Annotated in this window: 30 protein-coding genes and 2 pseudogenes; 27 read left to right on the top strand and 5 right to left on the bottom strand. The window is 63.8% G+C overall.

Features of this window, described 5'->3' with window-relative positions:
* Nucleotides 1–19: 19 nt before the first annotated feature.
* A complete protein-coding gene (locus C4901_RS12980) occupies nucleotides 20–1,150 on the top strand; it encodes a radical SAM protein (protein WP_110137691.1) in 1,131 nt (376 codons plus the stop codon).
* A gap of 54 nt (nucleotides 1,151–1,204) precedes the next feature.
* Here C4901_RS12980 and C4901_RS12975 read toward each other — a convergent pair whose 3' ends face one another.
* On the bottom strand, nucleotides 1,205–2,437 hold the full coding sequence (locus C4901_RS12975; protein ID WP_110137690.1) for an OmpP1/FadL family transporter: 1,233 nt from the start codon (nucleotides 2,435–2,437) through the stop codon (nucleotides 1,205–1,207).
* A 251-nt stretch (nucleotides 2,438–2,688) separates the two neighbouring features.
* Here C4901_RS12975 and C4901_RS12970 point away from each other — a divergent pair, with 251 nt between their 5' ends.
* The 4 genes from C4901_RS12970 (at nucleotide 2,689) to C4901_RS12955 (ending at nucleotide 5,845) form a co-directional block, all read left to right on the top strand.
* Nucleotides 2,689–3,960: an OmpP1/FadL family transporter gene (locus C4901_RS12970; protein WP_110137689.1), complete on the top strand. Its 1,272-nt coding sequence runs from the start codon at nucleotides 2,689–2,691 to the stop codon at nucleotides 3,958–3,960.
* A 90-nt stretch (nucleotides 3,961–4,050) separates the two neighbouring features.
* A complete protein-coding gene (locus C4901_RS12965) occupies nucleotides 4,051–4,959 on the top strand; it encodes a hypothetical protein (protein WP_110137688.1) in 909 nt (302 codons plus the stop codon).
* A 97-nt stretch (nucleotides 4,960–5,056) separates the two neighbouring features.
* Nucleotides 5,057–5,458: a hypothetical protein gene (locus tag C4901_RS12960; protein WP_110137687.1), complete on the top strand. Its 402-nt coding sequence runs from the start codon at nucleotides 5,057–5,059 to the stop codon at nucleotides 5,456–5,458.
* Between the two features lie 3 nt (nucleotides 5,459–5,461).
* Entirely contained in the window at nucleotides 5,462–5,845 is a 384-nt protein-coding gene (locus tag C4901_RS12955) for a hypothetical protein (protein WP_110137686.1), read from the top strand.
* Nucleotide 5,846: 1 nt separating this feature from the next.
* Here the strand turns inward: C4901_RS12955 and C4901_RS12950 are convergent, their stop codons facing one another.
* Complete coding sequence (locus C4901_RS12950) at nucleotides 5,847–6,173, bottom strand: hypothetical protein (protein WP_110137685.1); 327 nt, start codon at nucleotides 6,171–6,173, stop codon at nucleotides 5,847–5,849.
* An 86-nt stretch (nucleotides 6,174–6,259) separates the two neighbouring features.
* Here C4901_RS12950 and C4901_RS12945 point away from each other — a divergent pair, with 86 nt between their 5' ends.
* The 8 genes and pseudogenes from C4901_RS12945 (at nucleotide 6,260) to mazF (ending at nucleotide 11,229) form a co-directional block, all read left to right on the top strand.
* A complete protein-coding gene (locus C4901_RS12945; protein ID WP_110137684.1) occupies nucleotides 6,260–6,673 on the top strand; it encodes a hypothetical protein in 414 nt (137 codons plus the stop codon).
* Nucleotides 6,670–7,845, top strand: a complete 1,176-nt coding sequence (locus C4901_RS12940; protein ID WP_205736007.1) for an acetoin utilization protein AcuC — start codon at nucleotides 6,670–6,672, stop codon at nucleotides 7,843–7,845. Before C4901_RS12945 ends, C4901_RS12940 begins: the two co-directional genes overlap by 4 nt.
* The gene (locus tag C4901_RS12935) at nucleotides 7,833–8,990 is read left to right on the top strand and encodes an aldo/keto reductase (protein WP_110137683.1); all 1,158 of its coding nucleotides are present in this window, start codon (nucleotides 7,833–7,835) and stop codon (nucleotides 8,988–8,990) included. Before C4901_RS12940 ends, C4901_RS12935 begins: the two co-directional genes overlap by 13 nt.
* 246 nt (nucleotides 8,991–9,236) lie before the next feature.
* Nucleotides 9,237–9,491, top strand: a complete 255-nt coding sequence (locus C4901_RS12930; RefSeq protein ID WP_110137682.1) for a type II toxin-antitoxin system Phd/YefM family antitoxin — start codon at nucleotides 9,237–9,239, stop codon at nucleotides 9,489–9,491.
* Nucleotides 9,491–9,916 (top strand): type II toxin-antitoxin system VapC family toxin, encoded by a 426-nt coding sequence (locus C4901_RS12925; protein WP_110137681.1) that lies wholly within the window; start codon nucleotides 9,491–9,493, stop codon nucleotides 9,914–9,916. The genes C4901_RS12930 and C4901_RS12925 overlap by 1 nt, the downstream gene beginning before the upstream one ends.
* Before the next feature lie 524 nt (nucleotides 9,917–10,440).
* Nucleotides 10,441–10,575, top strand: a complete 135-nt coding sequence (locus C4901_RS19535) for a hypothetical protein (protein WP_370445925.1) — start codon at nucleotides 10,441–10,443, stop codon at nucleotides 10,573–10,575.
* Between the two features lie 71 nt (nucleotides 10,576–10,646).
* A complete protein-coding gene (locus C4901_RS12915) occupies nucleotides 10,647–10,889 on the top strand; it encodes an AbrB/MazE/SpoVT family DNA-binding domain-containing protein (RefSeq protein WP_110137679.1) in 243 nt (80 codons plus the stop codon).
* Nucleotides 10,889–11,229: pseudogene (gene mazF, locus C4901_RS12910) on the top strand (endoribonuclease MazF). Before C4901_RS12915 ends, mazF begins: the two are co-directional and overlap by 1 nt.
* 241 nt (nucleotides 11,230–11,470) lie before the next feature.
* Here the strand turns inward: mazF and C4901_RS19530 are convergent.
* Nucleotides 11,471–11,593: pseudogene (locus tag C4901_RS19530) on the bottom strand (PIN domain nuclease); the annotation flags it as partial.
* Nucleotides 11,594–11,653: 60 nt separating this feature from the next.
* Between C4901_RS19530 and C4901_RS12900 the strand changes: the two are divergent.
* Nucleotides 11,654–12,760, top strand: coding sequence for a type IV pilus twitching motility protein PilT (locus tag C4901_RS12900; RefSeq protein ID WP_168185723.1), 1,107 nt, complete (start codon nucleotides 11,654–11,656; stop codon nucleotides 12,758–12,760).
* Here the strand turns inward: C4901_RS12900 and C4901_RS12895 are convergent.
* Nucleotides 12,741–13,298: a TM2 domain-containing protein gene (locus tag C4901_RS12895; protein ID WP_110137677.1), complete on the bottom strand. Its 558-nt coding sequence runs from the start codon at nucleotides 13,296–13,298 to the stop codon at nucleotides 12,741–12,743. The genes C4901_RS12900 and C4901_RS12895 overlap by 20 nt on opposite strands.
* Before the next feature lie 57 nt (nucleotides 13,299–13,355).
* On the opposite strand from C4901_RS12895, the gene C4901_RS12890 reads away from it, so the two are divergent.
* From C4901_RS12890 to C4901_RS12830, 13 genes are read left to right on the top strand one after another with little or no spacing between them, the layout of a single operon-like run.
* Nucleotides 13,356–14,288, top strand: coding sequence for a LysR family transcriptional regulator (locus C4901_RS12890; protein WP_110137676.1), 933 nt, complete (start codon nucleotides 13,356–13,358; stop codon nucleotides 14,286–14,288).
* Nucleotides 14,285–15,025 carry a type 1 glutamine amidotransferase gene (locus C4901_RS12885; protein ID WP_110137675.1) on the top strand — a complete coding sequence of 247 codons (741 nt, stop codon included), beginning with the start codon at nucleotides 14,285–14,287 and terminating at the stop codon, nucleotides 15,023–15,025. Before C4901_RS12890 ends, C4901_RS12885 begins: the two co-directional genes overlap by 4 nt.
* A gap of 2 nt (nucleotides 15,026–15,027) precedes the next feature.
* Nucleotides 15,028–15,378, top strand: coding sequence for a hypothetical protein (locus tag C4901_RS12880; RefSeq protein ID WP_205736006.1), 351 nt, complete (start codon nucleotides 15,028–15,030; stop codon nucleotides 15,376–15,378).
* A gap of 36 nt (nucleotides 15,379–15,414) precedes the next feature.
* Nucleotides 15,415–16,035: a phosphoribosylanthranilate isomerase gene (locus tag C4901_RS12875; protein ID WP_110137674.1), complete on the top strand. Its 621-nt coding sequence runs from the start codon at nucleotides 15,415–15,417 to the stop codon at nucleotides 16,033–16,035.
* Nucleotides 16,032–17,240, top strand: a complete 1,209-nt coding sequence (gene trpB, locus C4901_RS12870) for a tryptophan synthase subunit beta (RefSeq protein WP_110137673.1) — start codon at nucleotides 16,032–16,034, stop codon at nucleotides 17,238–17,240. Before C4901_RS12875 ends, trpB begins: the two co-directional genes overlap by 4 nt.
* Complete coding sequence (gene trpA / locus C4901_RS12865) at nucleotides 17,228–18,043, top strand: tryptophan synthase subunit alpha (RefSeq protein ID WP_110137672.1); 816 nt, start codon at nucleotides 17,228–17,230, stop codon at nucleotides 18,041–18,043. Before trpB ends, trpA begins: the two co-directional genes overlap by 13 nt.
* Nucleotides 18,040–18,933 (top strand): acetyl-CoA carboxylase, carboxyltransferase subunit beta, encoded by an 894-nt coding sequence (gene accD / locus C4901_RS12860; protein WP_110137671.1) that lies wholly within the window; start codon nucleotides 18,040–18,042, stop codon nucleotides 18,931–18,933. The genes trpA and accD overlap by 4 nt, the downstream gene beginning before the upstream one ends.
* Nucleotides 18,930–20,213, top strand: a complete 1,284-nt coding sequence (gene folC, locus C4901_RS12855; protein ID WP_110138652.1) for a bifunctional tetrahydrofolate synthase/dihydrofolate synthase — start codon at nucleotides 18,930–18,932, stop codon at nucleotides 20,211–20,213. Before accD ends, folC begins: the two co-directional genes overlap by 4 nt.
* Entirely contained in the window at nucleotides 20,191–20,760 is a 570-nt protein-coding gene (locus tag C4901_RS12850; protein ID WP_110137670.1) for an SPOR domain-containing protein, read from the top strand. The genes folC and C4901_RS12850 overlap by 23 nt, the downstream gene beginning before the upstream one ends.
* Nucleotides 20,757–21,248, top strand: a complete 492-nt coding sequence (locus C4901_RS12845) for a CvpA family protein (RefSeq protein ID WP_110137669.1) — start codon at nucleotides 20,757–20,759, stop codon at nucleotides 21,246–21,248. Before C4901_RS12850 ends, C4901_RS12845 begins: the two co-directional genes overlap by 4 nt.
* Nucleotides 21,249–21,287: 39 nt before the next feature.
* Complete coding sequence (gene purF / locus C4901_RS12840; RefSeq protein ID WP_110137668.1) at nucleotides 21,288–22,799, top strand: amidophosphoribosyltransferase; 1,512 nt, start codon at nucleotides 21,288–21,290, stop codon at nucleotides 22,797–22,799.
* Between the two features lie 26 nt (nucleotides 22,800–22,825).
* Nucleotides 22,826–24,031: an O-succinylhomoserine sulfhydrylase gene (locus C4901_RS12835; RefSeq protein WP_205736005.1), complete on the top strand. Its 1,206-nt coding sequence runs from the start codon at nucleotides 22,826–22,828 to the stop codon at nucleotides 24,029–24,031.
* Entirely contained in the window at nucleotides 24,028–24,744 is a 717-nt protein-coding gene (locus tag C4901_RS12830) for a hypothetical protein (RefSeq protein WP_145960724.1), read from the top strand. The genes C4901_RS12835 and C4901_RS12830 overlap by 4 nt, the downstream gene beginning before the upstream one ends.
* Here the strand turns inward: C4901_RS12830 and C4901_RS12825 are convergent.
* Complete coding sequence (locus C4901_RS12825) at nucleotides 24,682–25,452, bottom strand: UDP-2,3-diacylglucosamine diphosphatase (RefSeq protein ID WP_110137666.1); 771 nt, start codon at nucleotides 25,450–25,452, stop codon at nucleotides 24,682–24,684. The two genes, C4901_RS12830 and C4901_RS12825, sit on opposite strands and share 63 nt — an antisense overlap.
* Between the last annotated feature and the right edge of the window lie 3 nt (nucleotides 25,453–25,455).

Below are 25,455 nucleotides of genomic sequence, written 5' to 3'. Positions count from 1 at the left end.
TCTGCTGAGGAGACCCACCATGAGCGCTACCGCCGACTCCGTGACGCCGATCACCTTCTACCGCCCGAACTATCATGTGAAAACCCCAGACATGCGCTCGCCGGAGTATGTGCAGATGTCGACGGCCGCTGCCATCACCCTCGGTCTCGTTCCTGGCCAGATGCACAGGACCGGTTGCACGCATTGCCTGAATCTCCTCGTGACCTACTCGGAAGGCTGCCGGGCCAATTGCGCCTACTGCGGGCTCGCGCGTCATCGCGAGGAGGCCCGCGACTATGCCGATCGGAATTTCATCCGCGTGGACTGGCCGGCGGTGCGCTATGACGAGGTCATAGAGCGCATGCAGGCGGGCAGTGACAAGGCGCAGTTCCAGCGTATGTGCATCTCCATGATCACGCACCCCGAGTCCGATCAGGACACCATGACCTTGCTGAAGCGCTGGACCGCGGCTGTGCCCCATGTCCCGGTGTCGATCCTGTCCAACCCCACGACCATGGAGAAGGCCGACCTCGTGGCGCTGCGCGATGCCGGTGCCGATATCTTTACCATCGCCCTCGATGCCGTGACCCCCGAGATCTTTGATCGGACGCGCGGCAAGGCGGTGGACAGCCCGCACAAGTGGGCCAAGTACTGGCAGGCCCTGGAGTGGGCCGCCGAGGTCTTCGGGCCCGAGAAGTTCGGCGCGCATCTCATCTGCGGCATGGGCGAGACCGAGCAGGAGATGCTCGAGGTGGCCCAGAAGATCACCGACATGGGCGGACACAACCACATGTTCGCGTTCTTCCCGGAGCGCGGTTCGCTCATGGAAGATTGGGCACCGGTGCCCAAGGATCAGTGGCGGCGCGTGCAGTTGGCGCGTTTCATCATCGATTACGCCGGCGGCCATATCCGCGACATGCGCTTCGATGCCGAAGGCCGGGTGGTGGATTTCGGGATGACTGAGGCGGATCTTGCCGAGCTCATCGCCTCGGGCAAGCCCTTTCAGACCTCCGGATGTCCGGGCAAGGATGACGAGGAGATCTCGGCCTGCAATCGCCCCTACGGCGACTCCAGTCCGTCCGATATCCGCTCCTTCCCTTTTGCCTTGAACCGCCGCGACGTCGAGATCGTCAAGCGCCAGATGGCGGGCGAGGATATCGGGACCTTGTAGGGAGCGGGGCCGGAGCGATCACCGCTTCGGCCCCGGATGGCCACGGTCTCTCCTTCAGGAGAACCGGCGGCTGATGCTGATGCCAAAGAGCTGGGCGCGGGTCTTGTAGGTCCCGTTGTAGGCGCTGGTGCCGTTCGGGTCCGCGCCCGTAAAGGGCGTGGTCGAGGCGTAGGTGCGGGTATTGAAGAGCACGTACATATAGCCCGCGCTCAGGCTCCAGGCCCCCAGCCGCTGGCTCGCCCCGAAACTGAACTCCTGGCGGTTGGCATCCGGTATGCGTGCCGAGAAGTTGCTATTCGTGGCGCCCGTCACGTCATAGGCATAGCCGGCGCGCAGGCGCACATGACGGCTCAGGGCGTAGTGCAGGCCTACGCGGTAGGCATTCGACGATTGCCAGTCGTAGGTGCTCGTGACTAAAGCCGCGCCACCAACGTCGGCCCCTGGGGCGGGGCTCACGACAATGTTGCTAAAGCGGCTCCAGCCGGTGCGGTCGAAGTCGAACTCGACCCCGAGCTTGGCGCTGAGCGCATCGTTCACGCCGACTGCCAACTGCCAGGGGAGATGCAGGGTGGCGTTGACAGGGATGGAGGATTGTCCAGCTTCGCTGAATGTGCCGTCGAGTGGCACATTGACCGCCGAACGGTAATTGATGCCCACGCCCACCGTACCCCAGCGGCCCAAGGCCCCCACATGCGCGCCGACTTGATCGCCGGAGCCGCTTACGGTCGCGCCCGGCGTCCCGAGCACCGTGCGATGCGCGTCGTAGTAGTCAGCCCCGGCGTCCACGGCCACCGAACCGAAGCGGTACGAGAGGCTCGGCGCGACATCGAAGAGGCGCAGTTGCGTGTAGGTCGGGGCAAGCTTCGACGCGGCCCCCTGGGCGAGTGTCGGAAAAGTTTGCGCGGGCCATGCGATCTGCAGCCCATAAGGTTCATTTATACCAAACCCGAAACGTATGTGTGGCGCGATCTTGTCCGACCAGAACAGGTTGGGCATCGTTTGCCAGTGCGGGGTGGTCGCGGCCACAGTCCCCGTGCCGCCCGCCGGTGTCACCTGCGTATGGTCGTAGATCCCCTGAAGACCGAGGTCATACCCTCCTTTGTGAAAGGCCATGGCCGCGGGATTATAGGCCAGCGCACCGAGACTGTTGGTGTTCGCCACCAGGGCATCGGCCTCGCTTAGTCCGGTGATCGAGAGCTCCGCAATCGCAAAGCCCGACGCGTGGGCGACACCAAGGCTGGCGGCCGCGATGAGTAGCGCCGGCGCCAGGGATGATCGAGGACGCATATAAGTGTCTCCTAATGTTGTATGGAGTCTTCCAGAAAGTTTGGCTTATGACGACCCTTTGATGAGGTGGTACAGGCCACTTATCGTCTCCCTCTTGCATATTGACAGGAAGGGGACGCTTAGGGAATATTGCCCCGTCTGTTTGCGTCGGGAGTTCCCTACATAACAATTCTAACGAGAAAAAACACAAAGACGCGAACGATGCGGCACACCCTGCCGCCCTTCGTGATTCATGTCCATAGGAGGACATCATGGTGAGCACTAAGAAGTGGGCGCTGGCCTCGGCTGTTGCGGCCGCCATAGCCCTACCCGCTACCGCCCTGGCGACCACCGCCGGTTATTTCCAGCTCGGATACAGCACCATCAGCGACGGCATGGCCGGTGCCAGCGCCGCCCTTCCTCAAGACAGCATGATCCAGGCCACCAACCCCGCCGGCATCGCCTTCGTGGGTAGCCGCCTGGATCTGGGTGTGGCCGGATTCTGGCCCTTCCGCGGCTATGCGGCTGGCGGTATGTATGGCCACACATATCCCAAGCCCGGCAGCTACGGTAGCAGCACGAATTTCTTTCTCATCCCGCACATCGGCTATAGCCAGAAGCTGAGCAGAAACAACTATGTTGGTGTTGCGATGTATGGTAACGGCGGTATGAGCACCAACTATCATGCGGGGCCCTTCTACAGTGGGCAGACTGGTGTGAATCTCACACAGATGTTCCTGCAATTGACCTACGCCCGCCGCTTCCTGCGCCATGACGCCGTCGGTTTGAGCTTGATCTATGCGTATCAGCGTTTCAGTGCGGATGGCTTGAACAATTTCGAGGGCTTCTCGGCGAGCAGCAACAACATGACCGGCAACGGCGTGGCCACTTCCGACGGAGTCGGTGTCAAGGTGGGTGGCCAGTTCCGGGTCTTCCCGGGTTTGAATGTCGGTATTGCTTTCTCACCGCGCATGACGATGTCGAAGTTCTCCAAGTACTCTGGTCTCTTTGCTAATCAGGGTCGCATGGACATCCCCGCCAATGGTGTCGTGGGTCTGGCCTTCCAGCCGACCAACCGGCAGGTAATCGCCTTCGATTTCCAGCGTATTTTCTACGGGGACGTGCCGGCAATCGGCGATCCGACCACCATCACGGGTGCTCCGGGCGCCCCGAATCTGGTGTCTGGCCCGTTCGGTTCGACCAATGGCTCGGGCTTTGGTTGGCAGGACATCGACGTCTACAAGATCGGCTATCAGTACCGGGCGACCCGCAATACCACATGGCGCGTCGGCTTCGCCTACAACAACCAGCCAATTCAACAGAACCAGCTCCTGCTGAACATCCTCGCCCCGGGCGTCATCCAGCGTCATGTCACGGCCGGTGTGACAGTGCGGACCGCGCGTCATCAGGATGTGAGCGTAGCCGCCATGTACGGCCTGCCGCAGGCCCTCTACGGCAATGCCCCCGGTGCTTTTGGGGGTGCGCCGATCAAGATCGAGATGCACGAGTACCAGCTCGAGGCGAACTGGGGATGGAAGTTCTAACAATAAGAGCGCTTGTCATTCACACCATGTGAATATGGGGGGCCTCGCGCCCCCTTTTTCTCTTAAGAGCTCGGAGAACAGGGGTGATTCATGGAGAAAAGACAGTGGCTGGGATGTTGCTTGGCGGCGGGGCTTACGGTCAGTACCGTGGCCGTAGCGCATACACGCTATAAACCTTTCATTCTCGGCCATACGGCCGCGGGTTCGGAGGCCATGACACAGGTCGTGGCGGCCACGCGCAAGGCCCTGATGGCAGATGGTTTTCATGTCGTCGGCCAGTATGTGCCGTTTCGGCGCACGACCATCGTGTGCGCCACCTATCCGGAGATGCTGAACGCCGCCGCGCACGCCAAGAACGGCGGCTTCGGCGCCGTCGAACGGGTATCGATCACGAAGGTGCATGGCAAGTGGCAGGTGTCGTACGTGAACCCGGATTATCTGGCGGTCGCCTATGGCCTGCGCCCCTTGCCCAAGACCGAGATGGCTTTAAAGACGGCGCTGGGGGCCAAGACCCCATTCGGGTCGCGGCGTGGACTCACGCGCGATGAGTTGAAGCCCGGCAATTATCATTACGCGCTCTTCATGCCGTATTTCAATAACGTCGACCATGTGCGCCGGTTCCCGAACCACGCGGCAGCGGTGAACACGATCCGCGCGAACCTCATGAAGCATGTGGCGACGTCGTCGTTCGTTTATGAGGTGAATGTCCCGGGGACACCCAAACCGACCACGGTCTTTGGCTTTGGGATCAAGAGCGGCAAGGGTGGCGATCACCATATCCTCCATATCATCGATGTCCATCGCTACCGCGGCTATGCCTATCTCCCTTATGAGATGATGGTCGTTGGGCGGCGGGTCATCGCCCTGCGTCCCCGCTACCGTATCGCCGTCAATTTCCCCGATACGTCGATGATGGGCTCGCACGGCTTCATGAATATCATGAGTGCCCCAGGTGCGATCCGCAAGGTGATGAAAGAGGTCGCGGGCCGCAAAGGTTGAGGCTTTCTCGCGATGCATCAGGGCGGCAGGTGGTATGCCTGCCGCCTTTCTTGTCTTGGCGCCCGGACATACAATAAGGGCTTTGGCGGGGGTACGCATGAAGTCCATCAAGGTTACCGACGTAGGCCAGATCAAAAACGAGCTCAACAAGTACCGCCGGGGCAAGAAGCTCGAGATCCGCCAGTTCAATCAGGCCGCACGCCTTGCGTGGCTTGGCAAGGTCACACTGATGCCCCTCGATCCCGAGGACCCGGAGACCCGGTCGTACCTTCTCTATATCGATTACCCGGATGGCTTGAGCGCGCGTATCGTGGACGTCGATGAGGACTTGGTCGGCCGTATCTTCATCCTCGATGGCGAGCAGGCGACGTTCATGGCCGAGATCGTCGAGCAGGGGGTGCGCGAGCGCGCCGCGCTCTATGAGGATCTGAACCGCCGCGATTTCTATTTCGGGAAGTTCTATACGCCCGGGACGGACGAGGACGAGGCGGGCGGCTAGCCGATGGCGACCCCCACGATCGCCGCGCGCCTCAAGCGCCGGTTCCTGCTCATGACCACCGATGTCGCTGTGCGCGAGCGGTTGCAGGCCCAGGTCCCCAGCGACTGGGAGATGGTGGCGATCACCTCGCTGGATGAGGCCGGCGATTGGAACGAGATCCTGCTCTACCGCTTCCTGCTGCTCGATCTCGACGAGGTCGAGGTCTTTGATCCGATCGACGTGATCAGGACCTTGCGGATGGAGTACCTCTTGCAGATCGCCGTATTGTGTTTCGGCGGGGACGCCGATATCCAAGACGAGATGCGGATGTCACGAGCCGACCGCTTTTACACGCGCGAGGAGATCGTGACCGTTTTACCGCAATTCCTCGCCCAGTATGCCTGGTAGCTCAGCCGATCCAGGCGTGCTCCATGACGTCGAGCCGCAGGTCTTGCCGGAAGGACTCGCCGCCCTTTTCGACGATCAGCGTGGCCACTCGGCTACCGGCGGTGTCGAAGGCAACCTCGCAGGTAAAGGTGTTGGGTAGGGTGATTTGCTGATCACAGCGTGCCTGGGTCTCCCCGTCGACCACGACCTGCGCGCGGACGCGCCCCTCGCCTTCGAGCAGGGCCTGAATGCGGAACGGCTTCTTGGGGACGCGACGATAGACCTGGGGGTCGCGATTGGTGTTGTAGATGAGGTTATTCAGACGCACGAGCTTCACGAGCTTTTTCATGGGCCTCCCGGACGCCGCCCGTCATGGGGGCGGTGTGATAAGATGGGCGGATTCTACGGAATGTGAGACGGGAGGTCTAGCGCGGCATGACAGTCTCGGCACTTGAGACCACGATGCGCGAAGTGGATGGTGAGATCGGCGTCCTGGAGGGGGCCCTGCGCGAGGGGTGCGTGGAGCTTGCGCCTGCCGTGGAGCGCGCGCTCTGTCTCGTCAATCGCTTGATGCTGGTGTTTGCGCAGACCGCCGGTCATCCGGTTTCGGGCCTGGATGAGCAGGCCGATCCCCTCGAGGTCTTCAAGGTCTTCGTCAAGGGGGACCCATCGCTGAACGCCGTGCGCGACAACCTGCGCGAGCTCGTGTATTACCGCAACTGCCTGGCCGGCGGGCGCGAGGATGCGTTGCCGCCCCACCCGCTGGCGATGACGGTGCGCACCCTTCGGCACATTTATCTCTATATGCGCACGCGCGCCATCAAGGAATACGGGCTCGAAGAGGCATGACCGGGATGGAGATGGGGACCATGCGCCGCGCGGTATTCGTGGGTGGCCCCCATTACCGTCGTCCGAGCTACGGTCATAACCATCCGCTCGCCATCCCGCGCGTATCTTTGACCTACGATGTGATCACCGCCTATGAGGCGCTCGAGCCCTCCGAGTTCGTGCGCTCGCGCCCGGCGAGCGTGGGCGAGTTGACCCGCTTTCATACCCGCGACTATGTGAATGCCTTGAAGCGCGCCGAGGCCTTTGGGAGGGTGCGCCCTGAGGATCGCGCCCGCCACGAATTGGGGACCATCGAAAACCCTTACTTTCCGGGTGTGTTTTACACCCCGGCCCTTGCCACCGGTGGCAGCCTGCAGGCCGCCGAGGCGGTCCTTGCGGGATGTCATGCCTTCAGTCCGGCCGGGGGCATGCATCACGCGGTTCCCGACGCGGCGCGCGGCTTTTGTTATTTCAATGATGTCGTGCTTGCGATCCTAAGGCTGCGCGCCGAGGGCCTGCGGGTCTTGTATCTCGATATCGACGCCCATCACGGTGACGGGGTCGAGCAGGCCTTCTGGGATGACGCCTCGGTCATGACGGTCTCGCTGCACATGGATACCTCCTATGCCTATCCCTTCAAGGGCGGGCATCTCCAGGACCAGGGGGGACCCAAGGCCTTGGGCCTTGCCCTCAATTGCCCGCTGCCCCGCGAGACACATGACCGGGAATACCGCGAGGTCTTCGCGGGCATATGGCAACCGGTCGTGGAGCGCTTCCGGCCGGACGCCATCGTCTTGCAGACCGGAACCGATGCGCTGTTCGGGGATCCCTTGGGCCGGTTCCGGTTGTCGACCGCCGGTTTTCTGGGCATCGTCGCGCGGGTGGTGGCCACCGGATTGCCGGTACTCGCCACCGGGGGCGGGGGTTATCACCCCTTGCTGTTGGCGCGGGCCTGGACCGGGGTGTGGGGGCTGCTGTCGGGACGCGCGCTTCCGGAGGCGCTCCCGGAGGCCGCCCGCCAGGCGTTGCGGGCCGTCGGCTGGGATGAGGACGAAGACGAACCGTATTATGAGAACCTGTTTCGCAACCGCCTGGAATACGGCGAGGAGCGGCCGGTACGCCCGGTGATTCACGAACTCATCGCCGCGCTTTCCAGTCACCCGGCCCTGAAGAGGCGTCTATGGGCCTCCTAGGCCGGCGCGCCGCGCGCCTCATCCCCGGGATCGCAACCGCCGAGGCGACGCGCGCCTACAGCCAGGCCCGCGATCTCGATCCCGGCCACTACAGCGATTTTCAGGGGCGCGTGAAGCTGAGCGCCATCGGCCTCGGGACCTTTCCGGGGGCCGCCGACGATGCCACCGATCGGGCGATCGCGGATATCATTCACAAGGGGCTCGCGAGTGGTCTGAATGTCATCGACACCGCCGCCCATTATCGTTATGGTCGGTCACTTACGGCCATCGCCGCGGGTCTGCGCCGGGCATGGGACGGTGGCGTGAAGCGCGAGGCCCTGTGGCTCATGTCCAAGGGCGGATTCGTGACCTTTCCCGGAGAAACGCCGGCCGATCCCAAGGCCTATATAGAGGCCGAGATCATCGCCAAGGGGCTTGGTCGGCGTGAGGATTGTGCCGGGGCGCACGTCTTGAGTCCCGGTCATATCCGTGCCCAGATCGAACAGAGTCGCGTGGCCCTGGGAGTCGAGACCCTGGATGCGTTTCTCGTGGATCAGCCGGAGGTGCACATCCCGGTGTCGGGCAAGGCGGCCTTGATCAATAAGCTCGCCACGGTGTTCGTGACACTTGAGGAGGCGGTGCGCGACGGCGCCATCGCCCACTACGGGGTGTCGAGCTTTCAGGCGTTTCGCGTGGCCACCGACGATGCCTCGTTCCTGTCGCTGGCCTCGCTCATGGCGCTCGCCGGGAAGGCGGCAAAGGCCGTGACGGGGTCGGAGCGCGACCATCACTTCGCGGTGATCGAATTGCCATTCAACGCCGTCATGCTGGAGGGTTTCGCGCGCTTCAACCAGATCACTGGCGAGGGGGGCGAGGCCTCGACCCTGCAAGCGGCCTTGGCGCTCAACCTCTATACCGTGGCAAGTCATGGGTTGTTCAAAGGGCATCTCGCCCGGCAGTCGGTCGACATCCTCGTGCAGGCCATGCCCGGCCTTGCCAATGATGCCCGGCGCGCCCTGCAATTCAACCGCTCGACGCCGGGGCTTGGCACGACCCTCGTGGGTCTTAGCACCCCTGCACATCTCGAGGACGTGTTGGCAGTCGCGCGTACGCCGCTCTTGAGCCATTCCGCCTATATGGCGCTCTACCATCGCGCGGAGCATTGATTTCTCGCCTGTGAGGCGGGATTCGCCGTGGGCCTGTGCATGCCGGCAGACCTGTTCCATGGTAGCAAGGACTGGCGATGTCCGCCCCTCGCTCATTCTATGTCCCCGCCAAATTGCGCCGTGGCGGCCTCCAGGCCGTTCCCTGAGCCGTGACGGGAGCCAAAAATCGGCCCTATTGACGAAATGAGAGAGATGTAGTAACGTTTATACATAAGTGATGTGTCTAGGCAAACAGGAGGGCCGCCCATGGCGATTACCACCGTTTCCAGTCGGGAGTTCAATCAGGACACCAGCCGCGCCAAGAAAGCGGCCTTAGAGGGGCCGGTCTTCATTACTGACCGGGGCAAGCCCGCCCACGTGTTACTCAGCATCGAGGACTATCAGCGCATCACGAGTGGGTGTCGTAAGATCGCCGACGCATTGGCGACGCCCGGTCTCGCCGATATTGAGTTTGATCCGCCCCGCGCCCGCGTCGGCATCCGGCCGGCTGATTTTTCCTGATGTTTGTCCTCGACACCAACGTGGTGTCCGAGCTACGCAAGATCCGCTCCGGGAAGGCCGACCCCCATGTGGAACGGTGGGCGGACAGTGTCGACGCAGGCCGCCTGTACCTATCGGCCATCACCATCCTTGAGCTGGAAATCGGTATTTTGCAACTTGAACGCAAAGACCCTCGACAAGGCGCGGTCATGCGCGCATGGCTTGGTACGCGCGTTTTGCCAGAATTCAATGGCCGGATTCTTCCGGTTGATACGGCGGTTGCGCAATGGTGCGCGCGCCTGCACATACCCGACCCATGCGCTGAGCGCGACGCCTTGATCGCGGCGACCGCACTGACCCATGGCATGGCGATCGTGACCCGTAATCTTGTCGACTTCGAGGCCACCGGTGTGCCGCTTCTGAACCCGTGGGAGGCTTCTCGATAATCGAAGGCGTTGCGCCCCGGGGGTCAAGAACAGGGCGCCTCCCTTTGCACCGATGTCAAGAAACCGGCCCTGGCCAGCGCCTGCGCTGGGTCCAGACCCAAGGCTCCCAGCAGCTGCGCGCCCGCCTCAAGGAATGGCATCGCAGGTTTGTGGCCTACCGCCGCACGGAGCACGGCATGCCGGCCAACCGGGTGGTGACCATGGGGCGACACCGTCATGGCCGGGCCATTGCGCTATAAAGCCTTTCGGCGGACCTTTGGGAAAAGCGTCTGCGCCGGGCCCCAGGACATTTTATGAGTCATTGGCGTCGGCAAGGTTGCCAGTGCTGGTGGCGCGGTGATCGAACTCCCGACCCGGACCACAGGGCTCTTGCAAAGCTGTCCGTGGGCGATGGTCAAAAAGCCGTTGAGAGTCAACGCTGGCGCGCGTGCGTGCCGGCCGTCGGCTCAGCGGGATTCGTATAGCCGTCTAGGCGTGGCGGGAGCCGTTCATAAATCGTCGAGTTTGCCCGCGAGCAGGGTTGCGTGACTATCGGTGCGGCCATCAAACTGACCGGCGCCCGCCGCAACACGCTCGAGCAGCATTTCCGGGCGCTGGTAGAACGCGGCACGCTTGATCAGCACGGCCGTGGTCGCGGGGCCTGGTACGACCCGCGCTGAACCGTCGTTGTCATTCATTCTGGTGTGCACTTCGGTATAGTATCGACATTGAAGATACAATGGGTACCACCATGCGGACCATCGTGAAGAAATGGGGTAACAGTGCCTCCGTGCGCATTCCGACGGCCATTATGGAGGCTGCGAGCCTGCAATTGGATGATACCGTCGATATACGGGAAGACGGGGGGCGGGTCATCATAGAGCCTGTGCGTATGGGCAGCTACGATCTCGGGCAATTACTGAATGGTATAAAGCCCGATAATGTACATGGCGAAGTGGGCTTTGGTGAGGTGGTTGGCAAAGAGATGTTGTGATGGCGCGCCGTTACGTGCCCGAGGCCGGTGAGGTGGTGTGGTTAGGTTACACTTCGATCCGCAAGCCGGTCATGAGCAGGCCGGCCGGCGGCCCGCGCTTGTCCTAAGCCTGGCGACCTACAACGGCAAGACGGGATTGATGGTCTGCTGCCCCATGACGACGCCGATCAAAGGCTATCCGTTCGAGGTGATGATTGCCGGCGCTCGCCCGAGCGCGGCCTTGGCCGACCAAGTCAAAAGCCTCGACTGGGTTGCGCGCAAGGCCAACCGCAAGGGCCGGGTCTCTCCAGCCGAGTTGGCCGAGGCTCGGGCCAAAGCCATGGCGCTGATCGGCGGGTAGCTTGCCCGTTCGCTGAAATTCCATCCCCGCAGCCCTTCCCGCCGGACGCTCTGAAGGCCCGTAGCGTTACCATCAGCATAAGGAGGGTCAGGGCGTTGGCAGGGCAGCGTGTGTCAACTGGTGTCCGGGAATCTCGCCGCTTGATCAACCCGGAAGATAATTTACTTGAGCATCGCGAGATTTTGTTCCAGGGATGAGGTCCGGTTCATAATGCCTGGGTGTTGGTTACGCAATCGCGCGGTCAGATGCTTATGATGGTGTCGCTGTAGCGCGCGACGAGCGGATTGTGGGTTATGAGCCGCATGGGTTCGAGCAGCGCCTGCGCGACAAGGATGCGGTCGAACGGGTCTTGATGGTGGACGGGCCGGTCGCAACCGTCTCATCCGCTTGCATTTCCTGCACCCCTGCTACAATGAGGTGCTATATGGAGAACCCGGTTGCCGCCGCGCCGAGCGAGCCGCTCGAGTGGTTAAGCCAAGTCTTGGTCGAGGCTACCCGCTACGGGGCCTCGGACGTGCATCTGCGTGCCCGCAATCATCCGATATTGCGCGTCGACGGTGTGTTGCGCGCGCTTGACGACCGGCCACGGTTGACGGTGGAGCGTGTCGCGGAGATCGGTGAGGCCATGATGGACACCCGGCAACGGGCCGTCTTCGCGCGCGAGCATCAGGTCGATCTGTCCCGCGGATTCAAGGGGATAGGGCGAGTACGTGCCAACATATTTCGGCAACGCGGTACTGTCGCCCTAGTGTTGCGTGTCATCCACAGCGTGGTGCCGCCGCTTACGAGCCTCGGCTTGCCGGAGATGGTCGCGAAGTTGACGCAGCTGGAGCGCGGCCTCGTACTGGTCACCGGGGCCAGCGGTTCCGGCAAGACCACGACACTGGCCGCGCTCGTCAACGAGGTCAATCTGACCCAGACCAAGCATGTGCTGACGATCGAAGACCCTATCGAATTCTTGTTCGCCGAACAGAAATCGCTCATCACCCAGCGCGAGATCGGGGTCGATGCCCCGACCTTCCACGAGGCCATGCGCGCCGCGCTCCGTGAGGACCCGGACGTGATCCTGCTCGGGGAGATGCGCGATATCGAGACCATAGAGACCGCCCTCCAGGCGGCGGAGACCGGCCATTTCGTGCTCGCCACGGCCCATGCCCCGGCGGCCGCCGAGGCCGTCAATCGCCTCATCACGGCGTTTCCCGCCGAGGCCCAGGCCGGGGTGCGCGTGAAGGTCGCCCAGAATCTGCGGGCCGTGGTAAGTCAGCGCCTGCTACCGCGGGCTGATGGGCAGGGGCGGGCGGTGGCCTGCGAGGTCTTGACGATCTCGGCGTTGGCGCGGGAACTGATCGCCGACCCGGCGCGCATCAAGGATCTGCCGGAGGTCCTGAAGCGCGGGAGCGTGCAGGATGGCATGCTGGCCTTCGATGCCTGCCTGCTCGCGCTCGTCAAGGCCAAGCGCATCGCGCCGGCCATCGCACTTCAGTATGCCTCGAGCGCCAACGATCTGCGCCTTAAGATCGAGGGGTTTTGACGGACTTGCGGCCCTTGATGTGGGCGCGCAGGGCCGCCTCTTGTTCCTGGAAGGATTTGCTCGCGCCCGGACTCGTGCCGGCGGGTATCGGTTTGGTCGAATGGCCGGCGCGTTCCTGCTCCTTGACAGCCATGTAGTCGTGTATGTCCGCGTCCTGATCGGTGTAGCGGCCGCGAAAGTCCGGTGGGGGCGCGGCCTCCTTGCGCAGCGACAGGGCCAGACGCAAGGCCTTGTTATAGGCGGTCAGGCGCCGTTCGAGGGTCGCGAGGTCGGCGAGCGCCACAGCCACATCCAGGGCGCCGAGCCCGGCTGCGATCGGCCACGGCCAGAGGATCGCGGCGATCGCGATCAGGAGGCTCGCCGCCAGATAGCCGAGCGCGCGCGGCCGTTCATGGAGATAAAACGCATGGAGGCCGAGCGCAAAACCAGCCCACAGGCTGAAGGCCACGCCAGGCTTGCGCAGGCGCTTGACGAGTTCGAGATTGAGCGACTGGAGCCCAGCCCCCGAGAAATCCCATTGTTTCCAGGCGTTCGACATTAAATCATTGTATACTACAAGGCCCGACGGGCGCGCGATCGAGGGGTGGAAAGAGACATGGCTGACCGGCGACTCCAGGTATTCCATACAGTGGCGAGGCTTTTGAGTTTCACCAAGGCCGCGGAGACCTTACACATGACACAGCCGGCCGTCACCTTTCAGGTGCGCCAGCTCGAGGAATTCTTCAATACCCGCCTGTTCGATCGTACCCACAACCGCATCAATCTGACAGCCGCCGGCGAACGGGTCTTTGAGTATGCCGACCGGATCATAGGCCTCTACAACGAGATGAACATCCGTGTCCGCGACATTACCGGGGACGTCTCGGGTGTGCTCATCATCGGCGCCAGCACCACCATTGCCGAGTACGTGTTGCCGGCCCTTCTGGGCGAGTTTCAGGGCCGCCACCCGGATGTGCGTATCCGTCTCAGTGTGTCCAATTCCCTGGGCATCGTGCATATGGTGGAGAGCAATACCGTCGATATCGGCATCGTCGAATCGCCGGTCGCCAACAAGAACCTCGCGGTGGAGGTCTGCTGGCAAGACCAGTTGGTGTTCATCTGCCGACCCGACCATCCCATGGCGCGGGCCGACAAGGTCCCGGTGCGCGAACTCCTCGATCTCCCCTTTCTGGCGCGCGAGGAGGGCTCGGGAACCCGCGAGGTCATCAGCGACTATCTGGCGCACAACGCCCTGCAATGGCACGACCTCAATCTCAGCATGGAGTTTGGCAGCCCCGAATCGGTCAAGAGCTCGGTGGAGGCCGGCCTGGGCGTATCCATCGTCTCCAAGGCGACGGTGGCCAAGGAGCTGCGGCTTGGCACCCTGGTCGCCCTGCCACTCGATCCGCCCATTGATCGCCCGTTCTCCTTTGTCTATCAACGCCAGAAGTTCCGCTTGCGGGCGGTGGAGGAGTTCATGCGCTTTGCGCATGCGCATTGCGAGCGGCAAGGCGGCGTCGAGCCGGTGGCCAAGGCGCAGGCCTCATGAAGCAATTCGCGGTCGTTCAGCACACCTATTCCGAGTTCCTCGGGCTGATCGAAAACCAGCTCGAGAAGCGCGATATCGGCTTTGCCTATTTCCGGCCGTTCGTGGGGCAGGACCTGCCGGGTAGTGCCGGCCAGTTCGATGCCCTGTTCGTGCTCGGAGGCCAGGCCCTGCCCGGCGATCATGACAAAAACCCCTGGCATGATGATGAGTTGCGGTTGATCGGGATATTTCGCGATGCGCGCCGGCCGATGGTTGGGCTCGGCTACGGGGCCCTGGTGCTCGCCGAGTATGAGGGTGCACTCCTGAGTCCGGAGCCCTTTCATAATGCCTACTGGACGACCGCCCACAAGACCCCGGCCGGGGAGGCGGACGCCTTGGCCCAGGCAGTCGACGGCCGGCCGGTGCTGGTGATGGCCAATGGCAGCGCGACCCTGCCCCAGGGCATGGAGCCGATCGTGGTCGACGATGACGGCCGCTGGATCGCCATCCGCCCTGACCCCTTGGCCTATGGCCTGTTGTTTCGTCCGGAACTAAAGCCCGGGATGATCGAGGACATGATCATGGAGGCCAAGCGCAAGACGCCGCCCGACATCGGCGAGTTGTTGGCCGAGGCGCGCCGGCATTGGGGGGATACGCAGCGCACGACAGACCAGGTGATCGTGGCGCTCGTCAAAGAGCTCGATTTGATGAGGGAACGGCGCAAGATGCCGGTCTTCCGATTGAATATCGGTGAGTAGCCGTGGATCGCTTCGAGAAACGCCTGCTGGCGGTGGTGCGTGATCTTCCGGACGAGGGCCAGGAGCAGGTCCTGGCGTTCGCCGAATTCCTGCACGTGCGGCTCGGCGGCGTGAAACCCCCGGCGCCATCCGAACCCCTGCCGATCCCGCGGCCTGACGAGGAGAGCGTGGTGCGCGCCATCAAGCGGCTCGCGGCCAGCTATCCCATGCTGGATCGCGGGAAGATGCTAAACGAGACCTCGACCCTGATGGCCCAGAATGTCATCGGAGGGCGGCCGAATGCGGAGGTGATCGACGATCTGGAGAGACTCTTCAGGACGCATTTCGAGGCCTACCAGGCGTCCAAGACTTAAGCCGGGGGCCACGCCTCTGATACACTCCATCGCCCTATGCCGACACGCGTGAAGATTTGTGGGATCACCAGGCCCGTAGACGCCGCGGCCGCGGCCGCGGCCGGCGCCGATGCCATCGGTCTTGTGTTTTATGGGTCGAGTCCGCGCCATGTCACGATCGATAACGCGCGGGCGATTGTGGCCGTGCTGCCCCCGTTCGTGACGCGCGTCGGGCTGTTCGTCGATGCCACGCCCGGGGAGATCGAGGCGGTATTGAGGGACGTGGCGCTGGATGCCTTGCAGTTTCATGGCCGGGAGACGCCGGAAGAGTGCCGGCGTTATGGCCGGCCGTACCTGAAGGCGATCGCCATGGCGGAGGGGGTGGATGTGCGCGCGGCCGAGTCGCATTATGCATCCGCCCAGGGCCTGCTGCTGGATACCCACCAAAAAGGGCGCCCCGGCGGGACCGGACAGGTCTTCGATTGGGGGCGGATCCCCGGCGGTCTCGGCAAGCCCGTGATTCTGGCGGGCGGCCTGTCCCCGGCGAATGTGGCGGCGGCCATCGATCAGGTCCGGCCCTACGCGGTCGATGTCAGCGGTGGCGTCGAAAGCGCGCCTGGGATCAAGGATGAACGGCGCATGCGCGAGTTCTGCCGCTACGCAAGAGGAGAGGCATGAGTTACGAACAGCCGGATGAGCGCGGGCACTTCGGGCCTTATGGGGGCCGTTTCGTGGCCGAGACCTTAATGGGCCCGCTCGCCGATCTCGAGCGTGCGTACCGCGAGGCGCGTGCCGACCCGGCCTTCCACGCGGAGCTTGCCGCCGATTTCCGGGATTACGTGGGACGGCCGTCGCCGCTCTACCTCGCGGAGCGCCTGACCGCGCACGCCGGCGGCGCGCGCATCTACCTAAAGCGCGAGGACTTGAATCATACCGGCGCTCATAAGGTGAATAATACGATAGGCCAGGCCTTGCTTGCCCGGCGCATGGGCAAGAAGCGCCTGATCGCCGAGACCGGGGCCGGCCAGCATGGGGTGGCGACCGCCACCGTGGCCGCCCGTCTGGGGCTCTCGTGCGTCATCTATATGGGTGCCGAGGACATCGCGCGCCAAGCCCCCAATGTCCGGCGCATGCGTCTTTTGGGGGCGGAGGTGGTGAGCGTGACGCTCGGCTCACAGACCCTGAAGGATGCCATGAATGAGGCCATGCGCGATTGGGCGACGACGGTCGACGAGACTTTTTATGTGATCGGGACGGTGAGTGGACCCCATCCCTATCCGGCCATGGTGCGCGATTTCCAGGCGGTGATCGGGCAGGAGGCCCGCCGCCAGTTCCTGGAGCGCGAGGGGCGGCTGCCGCACGCGCTGGTGGCGTGCGTGGGCGGCGGCTCCAATGCCATTGGGCTCTTCCATGCGTTCCTGGATGATGCCGAGGTTGCGCTCTACGGTGTCGAGGCGGCGGGCAAGGGGCTGGCGACGGGCCGGCATGCGGCGCCGCTGACGGCCGATAGCGGACGTGGGGTATTGCACGGGGCGCGCAGCTATCTCATGTTCAATGAGGATGGGCAGATTCGCGACACGCACTCGATCTCGGCGGGCCTCGACTATCCGGGCGTGGGACCCGAACATGCCTGGCTGAAGGATAGTGGGCGCGCCCGCTACGTGGCGGTCGACGATGAAGAGGCGCTGGCGGCTTTTCATACGCTCACGCGCCTCGAGGGCATCCTGCCGGCGCTGGAGTCGAGCCACGCGCTCGCCTATGCCCAGACCCTGGCGGCGCGCCTCGGGCCGGAGGCGGCGCTGATCGTGAATCTGTCGGGTCGCGGGGACAAGGACGTGGAGACCGTGGCGGCCTACGAGGGGGCGAAGACGTGTCGCGCATAAAGGATACGTTCGCGGCGCTGGCCGGCACGCGCGCGGCCCTGATCCCGTTCATCACCGGTGGCGACCCCACACTTTCGGCCACCGTGCCGCTGATGCACGCCCTGGTGCGCGCGGGTGCCGATGTGATCGAGGTCGGCATGCCGTTTTCCGACCCCATGGCGGACGGTCCGGCGATCCAGATGGCCCACCAAAGGGCGCTTGCCGCCGGCGCCACCACCCGCGCCATCATTGATCGGGTGGCGGCGTTCCGGCGCGACGATACGCGCACGCCGGTGATCCTCATGGGCTATGTGAACCCGGTGGAGGTCATGGGTTATGGGGTCTTTGCACGGGCCTGCCAGGCAGCCGGTGTCGATGGCGTGTTGCTCGTCGATATGCCCCCCGAGGAGGCCGCCGAATGGCGCGCCGAGGCCTCGCGCGCGGGTCTCGATACGATTTTTCTGCTGTCGCCGACGACATCGGTGGAACGGCTCGCCGTGATCGGCGCGGCATCCACGGGTTTTCTTTACTATGTGGCCTTGAAGGGGGTCACCGGGGCGAGCCACCTGAATGTGGCCGAAGTCGCCGCCCGGCTTGCCATCGTGCGCCAGAGCGCGGCGCTTCCCGTGGGCGTGGGCTTCGGGATTCGTGACGCGCGCTCGGCGGCCGAGGTGGGGCGCTTCGCCGATGCTGTCATTGTCGGCAGCGCGATCGTGGAGAAGATGGCGGCCGGGACGTCCACCGAGGCGGCGATCGCTGATACCGAGACCTTCGTGCGTGACCTGCGCGCGGCCCTCGTACGGGGCGGGGGGAAGCCATCATGAGTTGGTTCGACAAGCTTCTGCCCCCCAAGATCAAGAGCCGGGGGGTGGCGAAGAAGGCCGTGCCCGAGGGCTTGTGGAGCAAATGTCCGGCGTGCGCCAATGTCTTGTATCACGCCGAGATCGAAAAGAATGCGGGCGTGTGCCCGCGTTGCGATCATCATATGCGCATATCGGCGCGCAAGCGGCTTGCCGCCTTCCTCGATGCCGGGGATCATCCCGAGATTGGTGGCGATCTCGCGCCCACGGATTTCCTCAAGTTCAAGGACAGCAAGCGCTACAAGGACCGTCTGACCGATGCCGTGAAGACCACCGGGGAGTCGGATGCGCTCGTCGTGATGCAGGGGCGCCTGCAGGGGTTGCCGCTGGTGGCCGCGGCCTTCGAGTTCGCCTTCATGGGCGGCTCCATGGGCTCGGTGGTCGGCGAGCGCTTCGTGCGCGGCGTGGATGTCTGCCTGGCCGAGCACTGGCCCTTTGTCTGTTTCGCGGCCAGTGGTGGTGCGCGCATGCAGGAGGGGCTGACCTCGCTCATGCAGATGGCCAAGACCAGCGCGGCGCTCTCGCGCATGGCAGACGAGGGACTGCCATTCATCTCGGTGCTCACCGACCCGACGATGGGAGGGGTGTCGGCGAGCTTCGCCATGCTCGGAGACGTGATCATAGGCGAGCCCAAGGCCCTGATCGGATTCGCGGGCCCGCGCGTGATCGAACAGACCGTGCGCGAGACCCTGCCGGAGGGCTTTCAGCGATCGGAGTTCCTGCTCGACCACGGCGCGATCGACATGATCGTGCATCGCCACAAGCTGCGCGAGACGATCTCCCGGCTGTTGTCGATCATGACCAACAGGCCGCTTGTCGCCCATACCACCAACGCGTTGCACAAAGATCTCTGAGTCACGAAACCCTTCAAGCATGGCTGGTCCACATAGACCGCCTCCACTCCCGCGGCATCGATCTCGGATTACGCCGGGTGCGCGCGGTCTATGAGCGGATGACACCCCTGTCATGCCCGGTCATCACCGTCGGCGGGACCAACGGGAAGGGTTCGACATCCGCCATCCTGGAATCCTGCTATCGGGCGGCGGGCTATCGCACCGGCGCTTATTTCTCGCCGCACCTCATGCGCTACAACGAGCGGGTGCGCGTGAATGCCGAGGAGGCCACCGACGAGGCCTTGTGCGAGGCCTTTGCCGCGGTCGAGGAGGCGCGCGGCGACACGTCCCTGACCTATTTTGAGTTTGGCACATTGGCGGCGCTGTGGCTGTTTGCGCAAACCGCTGTCGATGTGGCGATCCTGGAGGTAGGGCTTGGTGGCCGCCTCGATGCGGTCAATATCGTCGACGCCGATGTGGCGGTGGTGGTCTCGGTAGGCACTGATCACAAGGACTGGCTGGGGCCGGACCGCGAGACGATAGGACGTGAGAAGGCCGGCATCTTTCGCGCCGGCCGTCCGGCGGTCATCGGCTTCGACGTGTCGGAGTCGGTGAGCCACGAGGCGCAACGCATGGGCGCGCGCGCCGTGATCGCGGGCCGCGATTTTCGCTACGAGGAGTCGGAGTCCGCGTGGCGCTTCCTGAGCGCCGCGGGCGCTCGCGATCTTCCCTATCCGGCCCTGCGCGGCCGTTATCAGTTGGCCAACGCCTCGTGCGCGCTGGCCGTGGCCGAGGCCCTGCCGGGTCTTGCGCTCACCGCCCAGGATGTGCGCGCGGGGCTTAAGGCCGTGCGTCTGGCCGGACGCTTTCAGACCCTGCCGGGACCGGGGCCGCGTGTCGTCCTCGATGTCGCCCATAATGCGGAGGCCGCGCATACGCTCGCGCTGACCCTAAACGAGCAGCGTGTGGCGGGGCGCACGCTGGCGGTCGTGGGTATGTTCAAGGACAAACCGATCATCGAGGTTTTTGCGGCCCTCAGGCGGTCATTCGACGGCTGGTTCCTGGCATCCTTGGATGATCCGCGGGGGGCCGCGGCGGCGTCCCTGGAGGCCGCCCTGCGGACCGTCGGCGTGATCCCCGACGGACTCTATGACGACCCGGTGGATGCCTACGGGGCAGCCCTGGGGTGCGCGCGACACGACGACCGGGTGGTCGTTTTTGGGTCGTTCAAGACGGTCGGTGCTATACTCGCCCTCATGCAGGACCGGAGAGGAGGCGGTGGGGGAGGACGGGTCGTTTGATGCCAAGCGCAGAATCGTGGGCGCCGCGATTCTCGTGACCGTGGCGGTCGTGGTCCTGCCGATACTGTTACAGCGGCCGCCATCGGCGGTCCATGGCCGCGAGATCTTGACCGTGCGTCGTGCCACACACGGTGTGCGGGCGGTCATGGCGGACATTCCGGCGCGGCCGACCCGCCCCGCGCCGATCGCGTCTTCCATTGCGCCGGCGCCGGTGGCCGATGCCCAAGCGCCGCGGTCCGTACCATCGCGTCGGACGCCGGTTTTGCCGGCACCCCCAACGCGACCTCCGCCGGCGCCGGTCGTCCAGCAATGGTATGTGCAGGTCGGCGCCTATGTGAATGCCGCGGACGGCATCATGTTTGCGCACCGGCTGAAGGGGCAGGGCTTCCCGGCGCACGTCAAATTGACCCGGCTTGCGAAGAGCCGCGGGGTGATCGTGATCCTCGGTCCCTATGGCAAGAGACGGGCGCAGGGCGCGCAGCAGGCCGTCAAAGAGCGCGACGGCATTCAAGGGTTCGTGATTCAGGAGGCGACGGCAGCGCGATGAATTGGGTGGATATCGTTATCGTTCTGGTCGTGGGTCTCTTTGTGCTCGTGGGCGTGTTGCGCGGTTTCATCAGCGAGGTCTTGTCGTTTCTCACGTGGGTCCTAAGCTTTGTCGTGGCTTGGCTTTTCTCCGGGGATTTCACGGGCTGGTTCGCGGGTCACCTGAAGGATGCGAATCTACGGACCGTGGTGGTGTTCTTTCTGCTGTTTTTTGCCACTTTCGTGGTCCTGGCGATCGTATCCCACTTCATTCGCGCCGCCTGGCTCAAGATCAGCTCGCAGGCCGCCGACCGGCTTTTGGGGGGCGCCATTGGTTTTCTGAAGGGGGCGCTGGTCGTGGTCCTCATGGTCTTGCTCGCCGGTCTCACGCCGTTCCCCAATTATCCCAGCTGGCATGACTCGTTGTTCGTGGGGTATTTTCAGCAAGTGGCCCTCTATGTGGCCCATTGGTTGCCCGCGGACGTTGCCCGCAATCTCCGCTATGGCTAAACTAGGTAGCTTTTCAGCGCTCCCCGAGGGGTCGCGATCATGTGCGGGATAGTCGGTATACTGGCAAAGAGTCCTGTCAATCAGGCTCTTTATGACGGCCTCATCGTGCTTCAGCACCGGGGTCAGGACGCGGCCGGCATCATTACGAGCGACGGCAAACGGGTCTACATGCGCAAGGACAATGGCCTTGTGCGCGATGTCTTCCAGGCCTCCCACATGATGGCGCTGCGAGGGGACATGGGTATCGGGCATGTCCGTTACCCGACGGCCGGCTGCGCCTCGTCGGCCGAGGCCCAACCCTTCTACGTCAACTCGCCGTTCGGTCTTGCCATAGCGCACAACGGCAATCTCACCAATGCCGCGGAGTTGCGTGATGAGCTGTTTCGTGAGGATCAGCGCCACATCAACACCGAATCGGATTCCGAGGTATTGCTGAACGTATTCGCCCATGAGATGCAGAAGGTGGGTGGCGTGACCTTGACGCCCGAGCACATCTTCCGGGCCATCGCCGCCGTCCACAGGCGCGTGCGCGGTGCCTATGCGGCAATCATCATGATCTCGGGTTTCGGGATCGTCGCGTTCCGCGACCCCTGCGGGATCAGGCCGCTCGTCTACGGTCGACGCGACACGGATGAGGGGCCCGAGCATATGTTCGCCTCGGAAAGCGTGGCGCTGGATGTCCTTGGTTACGGTCTCGTGCGCGATGTCCAGGCCGGAGAGGCCCTGTTCGTGGACATGGCCGGCCGCCTGTCCATGCGCCAGTGCGCCGAGAATCCCCGCCATGCGCCATGCATATTCGAGCACGTGTACATGGCGCGCCCGGATTCGATCATGGACGGGATCAGTGTCTACAAGGCGCGCCTGCGCATGGGCGAGCGGCTGGCGCGCAAGCTCTTGCGCGAGTGGCCGGATCATGACATCGATGTCATCATCCCGATTCCCGATACGAGCCGCGCGGCGGCCTTGGAGATGGCCAAGGAACTCGATGTGAAGTATCGCGAGGGCTTCATCAAGAACCGCTATATCGGGCGGACCTTCATCATGCCGGGCCAGGCGCAGAGGCATCGATCGGTGCGCCAGAAACTGAATGCCATCGACCTCGAGTTCCGCGGCAAGAACGTCATGCTGGTCGACGACTCCATCGTGCGCGGCACGACTTCGATGCAGATCATTCAGATGGCCCGCGAGGCGGGCGCGAACAAGGTCTACTTCGCCTCCGCGGCGCCTCCCGTTCGCTACCCCAATGTCTATGGCATCGATATGCCCTCGGCGCGGGAACTCATCGCCACCGGCCGGACCACAGAGGAGGTGGCGGCCGCCATAGGCGCGGACCGGGTGATCTATCAGGACCTGGAGGATCTCATCGAGGCGGCGCGCGAAGGCAACCCGCGCATCACACGCTTCGATACCTCATGTTTCGATGGGGTGTACGTGACGGGTGATGTCGATAAGAGTTACCTGGAGCACGTGGAGCATGTGCGCGGGGATGCGGCGAAGTGCACGAGCCCCATGAACGATCTCGTATCGACGGAACTCCATACGTACTACTAGTTGAAAAACGGGAAGGGGGGTGGCTAATGGATGACCACTTGAAGGGTCGGATGGAGACTCTCGCGATTCATACCGGTCATCACCGGACCCATGAAGGCGAGCATAGCGAGCCCTTGTTTCTTACGTCGAGCTACGTCTTCGACGACGCCGAGCAGGCCGCCGACCGTTTCGCCGGGCGCGCCGAAGGCAATATCTATTCGCGCACGGGCAACCCCACGGTGCGCATATTCGAGGAGCGGCTGGCGGTCCTGGAGAGCGGCGAGCGGGCACTGGCGACGGCCTCCGGGATGGCTGCGATCCTGTCGGTGTGCATGGCGCTTCTGAAGGCCGGAGACCACGTCGTGGTCTCGCAAAGCGTATTCGGACCGTCTGTCGCGTTGTTCCAGATGTTGGCGCGTTTCGGGGTGAGTACGAGCTTTGTGGCGCTCGACGACATCTCCGCCTGGGAGGGTGCATGCACCGACCGCACGCGCCTTTTGTTCCTGGAGACGCCCTCCAACCCCTTGTGCGTGTTGGGCGACCTCGTGGCCCTGGCCGGGATCGCCCACCGCCATGGCGCCAAACTGGTGGTCGATAACACGTTCTGCACGCCGGTCCTGCAAAGGCCGCTCGCGCTGGGGGCGGATCTGGTCGTCCATTCGGCGACCAAGTACATCGATGGTCAGGGGCGTGCCCTGGGTGGGGCGATCGTCGGCGAGGAGCGCATCGTGACAGGCGAGATCTTCCCGTTCGTGCGCACTGCGGGCCCGGTCATGAGCCCGTTCAATGCCTGGATCTTTTTGAAGGGCCTGGAGACGCTGTCGCTGCGCATGAAGGCACACAGCGAGACCGCGCTCGCGGTGGCAGAGTGGCTTGCGACGCAGCCGCTTGTCGATCGCGTGTTCTACCCTTATCTCGCGAGCCATCCGCAATACGATCTGGCGCGCGCCCAGCAGTCGGCCGGCGGGGGTGTGGTGTCATTCACCTTGAAGGACGCCGATAGCCGCCGGGCGTTTGCGTTCATAAACGGCTGTCAGTTGCTGTCGCGCACCGCCAACCTCGGCGATACCAAGACCACGGTCACGCATCCGGCCACCACGACCCACGGTCGGCTGACCCCCGAGGCGCGGCGCGCGGGCGGCGTGGAAGACGGCTTGATCCGCCTTTCCATAGGTCTCGAGGACCGCGATGACCTGATGGCCGATCTCGAGACCGGCCTGCGGGCGGTCGCGGCCGTGGAGGGGGTACGGTGAGGGTCCGCCAGGCTCTTACGCGACTTACGCTCGCTGGGCTTGCCCTGGCGCTCGTGTCCTGCGGACGCAGCGGACCACACGCCACGATCCTCAATATGAGGGAACGGGAACTCGGCGGACCGCCGTTTCCGACGCGTATCATCGTCAATCGCCACTATCTGCGCATCGATCCCGATACCGGGACCGGCAATTACATCCTGTTTGATCGCAAGCGGCGCATCATCTATAGCGTCGATCACAGCGACCGCACCATCCTCGTCATCCGCAGCCATATCATCACCCTCCCCAAGCCGGCCAAGCTGCAGGAAACGGTCCAGAGGGGGCACGCCAAGGGTCGTTTCAAGGGCCACAAGCTGCGGAGTTATCGCCTCTACACGAATGATCATCAATGCTATTACATCGTGGCCGCCAAGGGTCTCCTGCCGGGCGTGGTGTCGGCCCTCAAGGCCTATTCGGATACCCTCGCCGGGGAGCAGGCCCTGACCGCGGCGAATACGCCGGCAGGGCTTGAGACCGCCTGCGATCTCGCCGATAACGTGTTCGATCCGGATCGGGAATACGCCTACGGCTTCCCCGTGCGTATACTGGACTACGAGGAGAACGAGAAGGTCCTGATCGGTTACAAGAAGGACGTCCCGGTCAAACGAAGCCTATTTACCCTGCCCGCGCATTACGTCCGCTACAGCCCGGGAGAAGTCCGCAACGGCGACTAGGGCGTGGCCCGCGGGTCCCGCGACCAGCACGCTCGATCCTTCGTACCAGTCCCCCACCACGATACGCACCCCCGGCCCTGTGGCGGTCGGCACGAGGTACTCCCCGGGCCTATGGGTATGACCGTGGATCAGGCGGTGCAGGTCGTGACGGTCGAGCAGCGCGCCCGCCGCCGCGGTATTGACATCGAGCAACGCGGCATCCTTGGCGGGGGTCGCCCGGCCGCTCTCCTGGCGCAGGGCGCGGGCCATGGCGACGCGTTCGGCGAGCGGCCGGGAGAGGACCTGCCGTTGCCAGCGCGGGTCACGGAATTGCTGGCGCAAGGCCTGGTATTCGCGATCGTCTGTACACAGCGCATCGCCATGGCTGATCAGGGTCCGGGTTCCGAACAGGGTGATCTCGTGCGGATCGTCGAGCAGGGGGCAACCGCTGAGCGCGGCGAACCGCTCCCCAAGCAAGAAGTCGCGGTTGCCGTGCAGGATGCTGATCGCAAGGCCCGCGCCGGTGGCCGCGCGTAGGGCCGCGACCACCGGCGCGAATTCGGCCTCGTCGGCGCCGTCGTCACCGACCCAATACTCGAACAGATCGCCGAGGATATACAGATGATCGAGCCGGTCGCGGGCATGCGCGAGAAAGTCCCGGAACAGCGCGATCGCCTCTGGCCGCTGCGCCGTCAGATGCAGATCGGCAATGAACGCCTGGGGCTTCACGCG

Source organism: Acidiferrobacter sp. SPIII_3 (assembly GCF_003184265.1).
In the GTDB taxonomy this organism is placed as follows: Bacteria; Pseudomonadota; Gammaproteobacteria; order Acidiferrobacterales; family Acidiferrobacteraceae; genus Acidiferrobacter.
The sequence above is the reverse complement of the archived record's forward strand: the minus strand, read 5'-3'. Positions and strand labels throughout refer to the sequence as shown.

Excerpts from the sequence above, each read along its gene's own strand:
- C4901_RS12980 (WP_110137691.1), top strand. The coding sequence starts at position 20 with ATGAGCGCTACCGCCGACTCCGTGACGCCGATCACCTTCTACCGCCCG.
- C4901_RS12975 (WP_110137690.1), bottom strand. The coding sequence starts at position 2,437 with ATGCGTCCTCGATCATCCCTGGCGCCGGCGCTACTCATCGCGGCCGCC.
- C4901_RS12970 (WP_110137689.1), top strand. The coding sequence starts at position 2,689 with ATGGTGAGCACTAAGAAGTGGGCGCTGGCCTCGGCTGTTGCGGCCGCC.
- C4901_RS12965 (WP_110137688.1), top strand. The coding sequence starts at position 4,051 with ATGGAGAAAAGACAGTGGCTGGGATGTTGCTTGGCGGCGGGGCTTACG.
- C4901_RS12960 (WP_110137687.1), top strand. The coding sequence starts at position 5,057 with ATGAAGTCCATCAAGGTTACCGACGTAGGCCAGATCAAAAACGAGCTC.
- C4901_RS12955 (WP_110137686.1), top strand. The coding sequence starts at position 5,462 with ATGGCGACCCCCACGATCGCCGCGCGCCTCAAGCGCCGGTTCCTGCTC.
- C4901_RS12950 (WP_110137685.1), bottom strand. The coding sequence starts at position 6,173 with ATGAAAAAGCTCGTGAAGCTCGTGCGTCTGAATAACCTCATCTACAAC.
- C4901_RS12945 (WP_110137684.1), top strand. The coding sequence starts at position 6,260 with ATGACAGTCTCGGCACTTGAGACCACGATGCGCGAAGTGGATGGTGAG.
- C4901_RS12940 (WP_205736007.1), top strand. The coding sequence starts at position 6,670 with ATGACCGGGATGGAGATGGGGACCATGCGCCGCGCGGTATTCGTGGGT.
- C4901_RS12935 (WP_110137683.1), top strand. The coding sequence starts at position 7,833 with ATGGGCCTCCTAGGCCGGCGCGCCGCGCGCCTCATCCCCGGGATCGCA.
- C4901_RS12930 (WP_110137682.1), top strand. The coding sequence starts at position 9,237 with ATGGCGATTACCACCGTTTCCAGTCGGGAGTTCAATCAGGACACCAGC.
- C4901_RS12925 (WP_110137681.1), top strand. The coding sequence starts at position 9,491 with ATGTTTGTCCTCGACACCAACGTGGTGTCCGAGCTACGCAAGATCCGC.
- C4901_RS12915 (WP_110137679.1), top strand. The coding sequence starts at position 10,647 with ATGCGGACCATCGTGAAGAAATGGGGTAACAGTGCCTCCGTGCGCATT.
- C4901_RS12900 (WP_168185723.1), top strand. The coding sequence starts at position 11,654 with ATGGAGAACCCGGTTGCCGCCGCGCCGAGCGAGCCGCTCGAGTGGTTA.
- C4901_RS12895 (WP_110137677.1), bottom strand. The coding sequence starts at position 13,298 with ATGTCGAACGCCTGGAAACAATGGGATTTCTCGGGGGCTGGGCTCCAG.
- C4901_RS12890 (WP_110137676.1), top strand. The coding sequence starts at position 13,356 with ATGGCTGACCGGCGACTCCAGGTATTCCATACAGTGGCGAGGCTTTTG.
- C4901_RS12885 (WP_110137675.1), top strand. The coding sequence starts at position 14,285 with ATGAAGCAATTCGCGGTCGTTCAGCACACCTATTCCGAGTTCCTCGGG.
- C4901_RS12875 (WP_110137674.1), top strand. The coding sequence starts at position 15,415 with ATGCCGACACGCGTGAAGATTTGTGGGATCACCAGGCCCGTAGACGCC.
- trpB (WP_110137673.1), top strand. The coding sequence starts at position 16,032 with ATGAGTTACGAACAGCCGGATGAGCGCGGGCACTTCGGGCCTTATGGG.
- accD (WP_110137671.1), top strand. The coding sequence starts at position 18,040 with ATGAGTTGGTTCGACAAGCTTCTGCCCCCCAAGATCAAGAGCCGGGGG.
- C4901_RS12845 (WP_110137669.1), top strand. The coding sequence starts at position 20,757 with ATGAATTGGGTGGATATCGTTATCGTTCTGGTCGTGGGTCTCTTTGTG.
- purF (WP_110137668.1), top strand. The coding sequence starts at position 21,288 with ATGTGCGGGATAGTCGGTATACTGGCAAAGAGTCCTGTCAATCAGGCT.
- C4901_RS12835 (WP_205736005.1), top strand. The coding sequence starts at position 22,826 with ATGGATGACCACTTGAAGGGTCGGATGGAGACTCTCGCGATTCATACC.